At 73.3% G+C, this 8,709-nt stretch carries 8 protein-coding genes; all 8 read left to right on the top strand.

Translation table 11 applies throughout. The annotated features are described in order from the left end of the window. Nucleotides 1-629 precede the first annotated feature (629 nt). Nucleotides 630-1,853, top strand: a complete 1,224-nt coding sequence (gene argG, locus D6718_03545; GenBank protein ID RMG47493.1) for an argininosuccinate synthase — start codon at nt 630-632, stop codon at nt 1,851-1,853. Then, nucleotides 1,832-2,893 carry a hypothetical protein gene (locus D6718_03540; GenBank protein ID RMG47492.1) on the top strand — a complete coding sequence of 354 codons (1,062 nt, stop codon included), beginning with the start codon at nt 1,832-1,834 and terminating at the stop codon, nt 2,891-2,893. The genes argG and D6718_03540 overlap by 22 nt, the downstream gene beginning before the upstream one ends. Further along, entirely contained in the window at nt 2,796-3,920 is a 1,125-nt protein-coding gene (argC, locus tag D6718_03535) for an N-acetyl-gamma-glutamyl-phosphate reductase (GenBank protein ID RMG47491.1), read from the top strand. Before D6718_03540 ends, argC begins: the two co-directional genes overlap by 98 nt. After that, nucleotides 3,914-5,071, top strand: a complete 1,158-nt coding sequence (locus tag D6718_03530; GenBank protein RMG47490.1) for an aminotransferase class III-fold pyridoxal phosphate-dependent enzyme — start codon at nt 3,914-3,916, stop codon at nt 5,069-5,071. Before argC ends, D6718_03530 begins: the two co-directional genes overlap by 7 nt. After that, entirely contained in the window at nt 5,068-6,090 is a 1,023-nt protein-coding gene (locus D6718_03525) for an N-acetylornithine carbamoyltransferase (protein RMG47489.1), read from the top strand. The genes D6718_03530 and D6718_03525 overlap by 4 nt, the downstream gene beginning before the upstream one ends. Then, complete coding sequence (gene argB / locus D6718_03520) at nt 6,087-7,025, top strand: acetylglutamate kinase (protein RMG47488.1); 939 nt, start codon at nt 6,087-6,089, stop codon at nt 7,023-7,025. The genes D6718_03525 and argB overlap by 4 nt, the downstream gene beginning before the upstream one ends. Next, a complete protein-coding gene (argH, locus tag D6718_03515; protein RMG47487.1) occupies nt 7,022-8,419 on the top strand; it encodes an argininosuccinate lyase in 1,398 nt (465 codons plus the stop codon). Before argB ends, argH begins: the two co-directional genes overlap by 4 nt. Next, a partial coding sequence (locus D6718_03510; protein RMG47486.1) for an arginine repressor occupies nt 8,416-8,709 on the top strand: 294 nt, incomplete at its 3' end. The genes argH and D6718_03510, both read left to right, overlap by 4 nt.

Genomic DNA, 8,709 nt, shown 5'->3' with positions numbered 1-8,709 from the left:
GGTCTCGAAACCCCGGTCCGCCCGGACCCGCCCGCGGCGGAACGCCGCGTCCGAAACTTTCGGCCAGGAACGGCGAGCCCGCGCGCGGCGGCATCGAACTCGGCCCCGCTCGCACCTCGCGCGTCCTCCGCCAGGGCCCATCCGGATTGCCCCTCGGTCTCCGGGATCTTCGGGAGGTGGGGGCGCGTGCGGCCGGTGGCGGACCGGCACGCCGGTCACGAGGTGCATCCCGGACGGTGCGTTCCCCGATCCAAGCCGCTGAGCCATTGAGGGTTACCGAGCAGGGCCGGTCGAGCTGCGCCGGGGCGGGCGGAAGTGCCGACGCACCACCGAGTTGTCCGGCGCAGCGCGCCATCGGGAAAGCACCTCCCACCGGTCACGAGGCTTTGCCGGAGTCCGTTCCGCGCGGGAGCCGGCGGTGCGCACCTAGGCCGCGCAGGGGCGCCGGAAACCCGGGCGTCCGGCTCGAGTCCCCGCCGGTCCGGGGGTGAGATCGGCCCCCGCCGGCGGATCGGACCCGGGGGCCCGGGTGGAATTCGGGAGCGCGCCTTGACAGGAGGGCGCGTTTGAATAAATATGCGCAATTCATATCCGATTCACCGGCGGGGCACGCCCCGCGGGAGGCTGCGATGCGGGTCGTGCTCGCCTTCTCCGGAGGACTGGACACCACCTTCTGCGCCGCCTGGCTCCGGCGGGAGCGCGGGGCCGAGGTCGTCACCGTGACGGTCGACACCGGCGGCACCGGCCGGGAGGAGCGCGAGGCGATCGCGCTCCGCGCGCGGGAGGCGGGAGCGGCCGAGCACCGTGAGATCGATGCCCGGCAGGCTGTCTTCGACCGCTTCATCGCCCACCTCATCCGGGGCAACGTGCTGCGCGGGGAGGTCTACCCGCTCTCCGTCGCCGCCGAGAGAACCCAGCAGGCGATCGAGGTGGCCCGCGTCGCGAGGGAGCTGGGGGCCGACGCCGTCGCTCACGGCTCGACCGGGGCGGGAAACGACCAGGTCCGCTTCGACGTCGCCTTCCGGTGCCTCCTCCCGGGCGTGCCCATCCTCACGCCGGTGCGCGACCTCGGCCTCGCCCGGGAGGATGCGGTGGCCTACCTCGAGAAGGCCGGCATCCCGGCGCCGCCGTCACGGGGCTTGTACTCCGTCAACCGCGGACTGTGGGGAACGACGATCGGCGGCGGCTGGACGCACGATCCCTGGAAACCCCCTCCCGAGGACGCCTGGGACGGCGTCGGCGACGCCGGCCCGTGCGAGGTGGTCGTCGGCTGGGAAGAGGGTTTGCCCGTCTCGCTCGACGGCCGGCCCCTCCGCGGACCCGAACTGGTCGAGGAACTCGCAGAGCTCACCCGCGCGAGGGGCATCGGCCGCGGGATCCATGTCGGCGAGACCGTCCTCGGGATCAAGGGACGGATCGGGTTCGAGGCGGGCGCGGCGGTCGTGCTGATCGCGGCGCACCGCGAGCTGGAGAAGCTCTGCCTCACCCGGTGGCAGGCGTTCTGGAAGGACCACCTGGCCCGCTTCTACGGAGACCGTCTTCACGAGGGCCAGGCTTTCGATCCGGTGATGCGGGACATCGAGGCGATGATCGCGAGTTCGCAGCGGCACGTCTGCGGCGAAACCCGCGTCCGTCTCGAGCCGGGCCGGTTCGCGGTGAACGGGGCCCGGAGCCCGCGCTCGCTGATGGCCCCCGACGTCGCACGCTACGGCGAAACCCACCACCTCTGGGACGGTTCCGAGGCGAGAGCGTTCGCCAAGCTCGCGGCGATCCCGTCGATCCTGGCAGCCCGGCGCGACGAGCGGCGGGCCGGCGCCGAGGAGGACAGGCCATGGCCGACACCGTACGCGTAAGGCTCGACCGGATCGCCTCCTCCACGGCGAACGCGAGGGTGCCGCGCGAACCTCTGCTCGGACCGTCCATCGTCTGCCGGGAGGGGTACGTGATCGCGGTCCGGATCCTCACCGACAAGCGGTCGTACAACGTCGTCGAGGACACGAGCGGCCGAATGGTTCCGCTCCGTCACGGCGACCTCCTGGCGGGGACTCTCGGCTCCCGAAAGGCGCTCAAGGGGTATGCGGGCGTCGTGCCGGAGGAGCTGCGTCCCGGCGATACCGTCCACGTGCTCAACCTCGGCGGTGTGCTGGGACGTTGCACCTCGGTGCACCCCGACCTCGGACCCCCGTTCGAGGCCGAGGTGCTCGGTGCCGTCCTCGACTTTCCCCGCACGGGCGATCGAATCGGCCGGCCGGCGCACATCCGGCGCGGTGCGATCCCTCCGGCGGAGAGCCTCGATCCGGGGCCGCCGATCGTCTTCGTGGCCGGCACCTCGATGAACAGCGGCAAGACGGCCGCGGCGGTCGAGATCATCCGCGGACTGACGCGCGCCGGCTGCAGGGTCGCCGGCGTCAAGCTCACCGGGGTGGCCCTGCGGCGGGACGCGCTGGCGATGCAGGATGCGGGGGCCCTGCTGGCGCTCACCTTCACCGACGCGGGAGCCGTGTCGACCGATCCCGACCTCGTGCTCCCGGTGGCGAAGGGCCTGCTCAACCACCTGGGGCGGCATCTCCGGCCCGACATCGTGGTCGCCGAATTGGGCGACGGGATCCTCGGCGAGTACGGCGTGCAAGCGATCCTCGCCGATGCCGAGCTGATGGGACGGTGCGCGGCGCTGGTGCTCTGCGCTCCCGACCAGGTGGGCGCGTGGGGCGGCGTGGAAATCCTGCGGCGCACCTACGGCATCGCTCCCTCGATCGTCGCCGGGCCCGCCACCGACACCGAGGTCGGTTGCCGCTATGTCCGGGACGCGCTCGGGCTGCCGGCCCACAATGCGCGCCGCGCGCCGGAGAGGCTCGCCGCCTGTCTTCTGGAGGTCGTCGGTGCCGCGCGGTGAGCCGATCCGCGCGGCGGTGCTCGGTGCTGCGGGCTACGCCGGCGGGGAGTTGCTCCGGCTTCTCTCGGGCCATCCGGGCGTCGGGAGCGTCCGCGCGTTCTCCGAATCGGCCGCCGGAAAGGCGTGGGCGGACGTCCATCCCGTGCTCGCCCACGGCCGAGAAGGACGGTTCGAGCCGTGCGAGCCGAAGGAGGCGGCGCGGTGGGCCGACGTGCTGTTCCTCGCCTGGCCTCACGGCCGCTCCCAGCGGGAGATCGGAGCCATCCTCGACGAGGATCCGCCGCTCGTGATCGACCTCTCCGCCGACTTCCGGATCGCCGACGCGAAGCTGTATCGCGCCGCCTACGGCGAGCCCGCGCGGGCCGATCTTTTCGGCACGTTCGCCTACGCGCTCGCCGACGTTCTGGGTGGAGAACTCCGCGGCCGGCGGCGGCTGGCCGCGCCGGGCTGTTTCGCGACCGCCGCCCTGCTCGCGCTCTTCCCCTTCGCCAGGCGGCTGGCCGCCCCGCCCGTCCTGTTCGCCGTCACGGGATCGAGCGGGTCGGGAACGCAACCCGCCCCGCGGACGCACCACCCGGTCAGGGCCCACAGCATGTGGGGGTACGCGCTGGCCGGGCACCGCCACGAGGCCGAGATCGTGCAAGCGCTCCGCCGCTGGCGGTCCGACGCCACGGCCGCGGCGATCCTGCTCCCGCACTCGGGCCCCTTCGTTCGCGGGATCCACCTGACCGCCCACCTGGACCTGGCTCAGGAGGATCCGGCCCCGCTCGCCACGGTGGCGGAGGCGTTCGCGGGCCGGCCGTTCGTGGTCCCCGACCCGGATCCTCCCGGACTGGCGACGGTCACCGGCACGAACTTCGCGCGTCTCCACGCCGCCGCCCGCGACGGAGGCCGGCGCATCGTCGTAACGGCGGTGATCGACAACCTCGTCAAGGGCGCCGCGGGTCAGGCGGTGCAGGCGATGAACCTGGCGCTCGGCCTGCCGGAGACGGACGGCCTGACGTTCGGAGGGTTCCATCCGTGCTGAAGGAGCTTTCGGAGCTGCCTGTCTACGAGCGGCTCGACTTCCGTCCCGTGCGTGGGCGCGGCTGCTACCTGTGGGACGCCGCAGGCCGGCGCGTCCTCGACCTGTACGCGGGGCACGCGGTCGCGCTCACGGGACACGCGCATCCCCGCGTCGCCACGGCCGTGGCCGAGCAAGCCGAAAGACTCCTCTTCTACTCCAACGCCCTGCCCCTCGAACCGCGGGAGCACCTGCTCGAAAGGCTCGCCCGGTTGGCGCCACCGGAGCTCGGCCACCTGTTTCTCGTCAATTCCGGCGCGGAGGCGAACGAGCAGGCGCTCGCCCTGGCGCGGCGCGCCACCGGCAGGGAACGCGTCGTGGTGATCGAGGGCGGTTTTCACGGGCGCACGCTGGCCACCCTCGCCTGCGCCGGAACGCCGCGCCACAGGGAACTCGCCCGCCGCGCCGGCGGCGGGGCGCTGGCCGCGCTGACCGACGTCTGTCCGTTCGGCGACACCCGGGCGCTGGAGTCGCTCGTGACGGACCGCACCGCTGCGGTGCTGGCGGAGCCGGTGCAAGGTCTCGCCGGTGCGCGCCCGCTTCCGACAGAGTTCCTCTGCCGCGCGCGCGAGCTCTGCGACGCGGCGGGGGCCGTCCTCGTCTTCGACGAGGTCCAGAGCGGCTGCGGGCGGACGGGCGCTTTCACCGCCGCCCAGCGGCTCGGCATCCGTCCCGACGCGATCACGCTCGCCAAGGGAATCGCGTCCGGCCTGCCGCTCGGCGTCCTGCTGGTGTCGGACCGCCTGGCGGAAGGGATCGGCAAGGGTGACCTCGGAAGCACCTTCGGCGGCGGGCCGGTGCCTTGCGCCGCCGCCGCCGCGACGCTGGCGGTGCTCGAGGAAGAGCGGCTCGCGGAGAGGGCGCGGGAGATCGGGGCGCTCATCGCGGGCGCGGCCGCACGGCTGCCGGGGGTGCGAGAGGTCCGGGGGGCCGGCCTTCTCCTGGGACTCGTGCTCGACCGCCCAGCCGCTCAGGTCCAACGGGAGCTTCTCGCGCAGGGCGTGCTCGCCGGGACCTCGGCCGACCCGTCGGTCCTGCGCCTGCTCCCCCCGCTCGTCGCCGGAGAAGGAGAGGCCGGTGAGTTCCTCGCCGCCCTCGAGAGGGTCCTGACGTGACCGTTCGCCATTGTCTCGCCACCGACGAGTGGGACGACCGCCGGGTGCTCCAGCTCCTCGACCGCGCGGCGCGCCTGAAAGCGGCGAACCGCGACGACGAGGCGCTCCGGGGAAAGCTGCTCGGGCTGGTGTTCTTCGACCCGTCGCTGCGCACGCGGGTTTCCTTCGAGGCCGCGATGGCCCGGCACGGGGGCCGGGCGATCGTGCTCGAGCCGGGACGGGGGGCGTGGGCCCTGGAGACCCGCCGCGGGGCGGTCATGGACGGCGGCGCGCCGGAGCACGTCGTCGACGCGGCGCGGGTGCTCGGCCGCTACGTGCACGCTCTGGGAGTCCGCGCGTTCCCCAAACTGGACGACTGGGAGGCAGCGCGCCGCGACGAGGTCGTCAGGACCTTCGCGGCCGAGTCCGGCGTCCCCGTGATCAACCTGGAGTCGGCCCGGCGACATCCCTGTCAGGGGCTCGCCGACGCCCTCACGATCCGCGAGCGCCTCGGCGAGGCCGCCCGCGAGTCCCGGTTCACCCTCGCGTGGGCTTGGCATCCGAAGCCGCTGCCGTGCGCGGTGCCGGTGAGCGCCGCGATCGCCGCCGCGCGCCTCGGAATGGAGGTCACCATCGCGCACCCCGAGGGGTTCGAGCTGGACGGGGAGGACGTGCGCTCGGTGGCCGAGGTCGCGCGGAGATGCGGCGGGCGTCTCGAGATCACGCACGACATCGACGAGGCGATCGCCGGAGCCGATGTCGTCTACGCCAAGAGCTGGGGCAGCCTCCGCGCCTTCGGCGACGCCGACGCCGCGCGGAAGCTCGCCGCGCCGTATCGCTCGTGGAGGATCGACGAGCGGAGGATGCGCGCCACGCGCGGCGGGAGAGGTTTTTTCATGCACTGCCTGCCCGTGCGCCGGAACGTGGTGGTGACCGACGGAGTCCTCGACGGTCCGTGGTCGGCGGTCGTGGACCAGGCGGAGAACCGGCTCCATGTGCAGCGCGCGCTGCTCCTGGAGCTTCTCGGAGGAGACCGGTGACGGACACGATGGTTCGAGCCCTCAAGGAGGCGCTCGACTACACGCGGCTGTACAAGGGGCAGACCTTCGTGGTGAAGATCGGAGGCGAGATCCTCGACCGCCCCGAACTCCTCGACGGCATCGCGGTTCAGCTGGCGCTGCTCGACTCGCTCTCGATCCGGCTGGCGGTGGTGCACGGGGGCGGCGTGCAGGCCACCCGTCTCGCCGAGCGCCTCGGCGTGCCCGTCCGGATGCAATCCGGTCGGCGTGTGACGACGCCGGAGATGCTCGAGGTGACGAAGATGGTGTACGCCGGTTCGCTCAGCGTCGATCTTCTGGCGGCCCTTCGCCGGCAGCAGGTCCGAGCCGTCGGCCTTTCGGGGGTGGACGCCGGGCTGGTCTCGGCGCGGCGGCGCCCCCCTTCCCCACCTCCGGGGGAGGACGGCGGTGAACCGGTGGACTGGGGAGAGGTGGGCGACATCGAGGCGGTCGACCGCAGCGTGCTCGACGCCCTGTTCGACCGCGGCATGGTGCCGGTGATCTCGCCGATCGCCGCCGACGGCCACGGGCGCCCCCTCAACGTGAACGCCGACGGCTTGGCCGTCGAGGTGGCGAAGTCGCTGGGAGCGGCCAAGCTGCTCATCCTCACCACGGCGCCAGGGCTGCTCCGCGACCCCGGCGATCCCGCCTCGCTGGTGGCGTTCGCCGATCCGGACGACCTCGAAAAACTCGTCGCGGAAGGCGCCGTCCGCGGCGGCATGCGACCGAAGGTCGCCGCCTGCCTCGCGGCCGTCCGGGGCGGGGTGAGAAGGACGCACATCCTCGACGGGCGCGTGCCCGACTCCTTGTTGCTGGAGCTGTTCACCGGAGCCGGCTGCGGAACGATGATCGTCGGGCGGCGCGAGAAGCGGGACTACAGCGAGCACGAACTGGCCCACGGGGGGAACGGAGCATGAGCGCCGCCGGGGCGGGCGGCACGCTCTGGGGCAGCGGCGAGCCGCTCGACCCCGCGTTGGACGCGTACACCGCCGCGGAGGACCGCGTCTGGGACCGGCGCCTCCTCTTGTGGGACATCGCCGGAACCATGGCGCACGTGCACGGCCTCGCCCGCGCGCGGCTGATCTCCGGCGACGAGGAAGCGCGTCTCCACTCGGCGCTGCGCGATGCCCTCGACGACGCCGCGGCGGGGCGTCTGACGGTGACCGGCGCGGACGAAGACGTGCACACCGCGCTCGAGCGCTACCTGACCGAGCGGCTCGGCGAGATCGGGGAGAAGGTCCACACCGGGCGGTCGCGTAACGACCAGGTGGCCGCCGATCTGCGCCTGCACATCAAGCACGGCCTCCTCCGCGCCGAGGAGCTGCTCGTCGACGCGGCCGGCGCCCTGATCGAGTTCGGCGCGCGACACCAGCGGGTCCTCTGGCCGGGCTACACGCACGGGCGGCGGGCGATGCCCTCCACGGTCGGGCTCTGGGCCGCCGGGTACGCGGAGCTTCTCCTCGACGATCTGGGACCGCTGGAGGCGGCCCGCGCGCTCGCCGACCGCTCGCCCCTCGGGAGCGCGGCCGGCTACGGCGTACCCCTCCCCCTCGAGCGGGAGGAGGTGGCGGAGCGGCTCGGCTTCGCCGGTCTCCAGGAGTGCGTCACCTCCGTCCAGGCGGCCCGCGGCAAGCTGGAAGGAGCCACGCTGGCGGCGCTCTGGTGCGCGGGCTGCGATCTGGGGAAGCTCTCCCGCGACGTCGTTCTCTTCTCCTCGGACGAGTTCGGCTTCCTGGTCCTTCCCCGTTCCCTCGCGACCGGCTCGAGCATCATGCCGCACAAGCGCAACCCCGATCTCTTCGAGCTGACGAGAGGACGCGCCGCCGAGATCGCCGGCCTCGCCATGCAGGTCATGGGCATCGCCATGGGACTTCCCGGCGGCTACCATCGAGACCTGCAGCTGACGAAGGGCCCGCTGGTGAAAGGGATCGATACCCTCTGCGACATGGCGCGCGCGGTCGGCTCGGCCGTCCCGCTGATCGAGGTCGATCCGGTGGCCTGCCGCCGGGCGGTCGACGCCGGCTGTCTCGCCACGGAGGAGGTGATGCGGCGCGTCGTCGAAGGCGTCCCGTTCCGGAGGGCCTACCGCGAGGTCGCCGCGGCGGTCGCCGCCGGCGAGCCGCTTCCCCGCCCCAGCGACGAGGAGATCCTGGCGCGCCGGGAGTCGTTCGCGGGGCCGTCTCTTTTCGAAAAGCTCGCCGCCAGGCGGCGCGAGGCGGAAGCCTCGGTCCGGCTCCGGCGCCTGCGCTTCCGCGAAGCGCTCGACGCGCTCGCCGGCCGTCCCTGGCCTTTCGAGGCGCTCCGGCCGTGACCCGCGAAGCGCGCCGCCGGCTCATCGCTTCCCTCGTGCGCTCCGAGGCGATCGGCACGCAGGCGGAACTCGTCGCCGCCCTCGCCCGGCGCGGCGTCCGTGCCAGCCAGGCGTCCGTCTCGCGCGACATCCGGGCGCTGGGGCTGGTGAAGATCGGCGGCCGCTACACCGTTCCCCGGCGCCCGCCGGCGGCCCGCGATCCACTCGCGGAGCGCGTCGAGGAGGCGCTCCTGTCGGTGGAAGCCGCGGGTCCGCATCTGCTCGTGATCCGGACGCCGGCGGGAGAGGCC

This window comes from Acidobacteriota bacterium (assembly GCA_003696075.1).
Lineage (GTDB): Bacteria > Acidobacteriota > Polarisedimenticolia > J045 > J045 > J045.
Note: the sequence above shows the minus strand (reverse complement) of the source record. Positions and strands in the feature narration are given on the sequence as shown.

What these genes read in the sequence shown, in the direction of transcription:
- argG (RMG47493.1), top strand. Translation starts at nt 630, where the DNA reads ATGCGGGTCGTGCTCGCCTTCTCCGGAGGACTGGACACCACCTTCTGC.
- D6718_03540 (RMG47492.1), top strand. Translation starts at nt 1,832, where the DNA reads ATGGCCGACACCGTACGCGTAAGGCTCGACCGGATCGCCTCCTCCACG.
- argC (RMG47491.1), top strand. Translation starts at nt 2,796, where the DNA reads ATGTCCGGGACGCGCTCGGGCTGCCGGCCCACAATGCGCGCCGCGCGC.
- argH (RMG47487.1), top strand. Translation starts at nt 7,022, where the DNA reads ATGAGCGCCGCCGGGGCGGGCGGCACGCTCTGGGGCAGCGGCGAGCCG.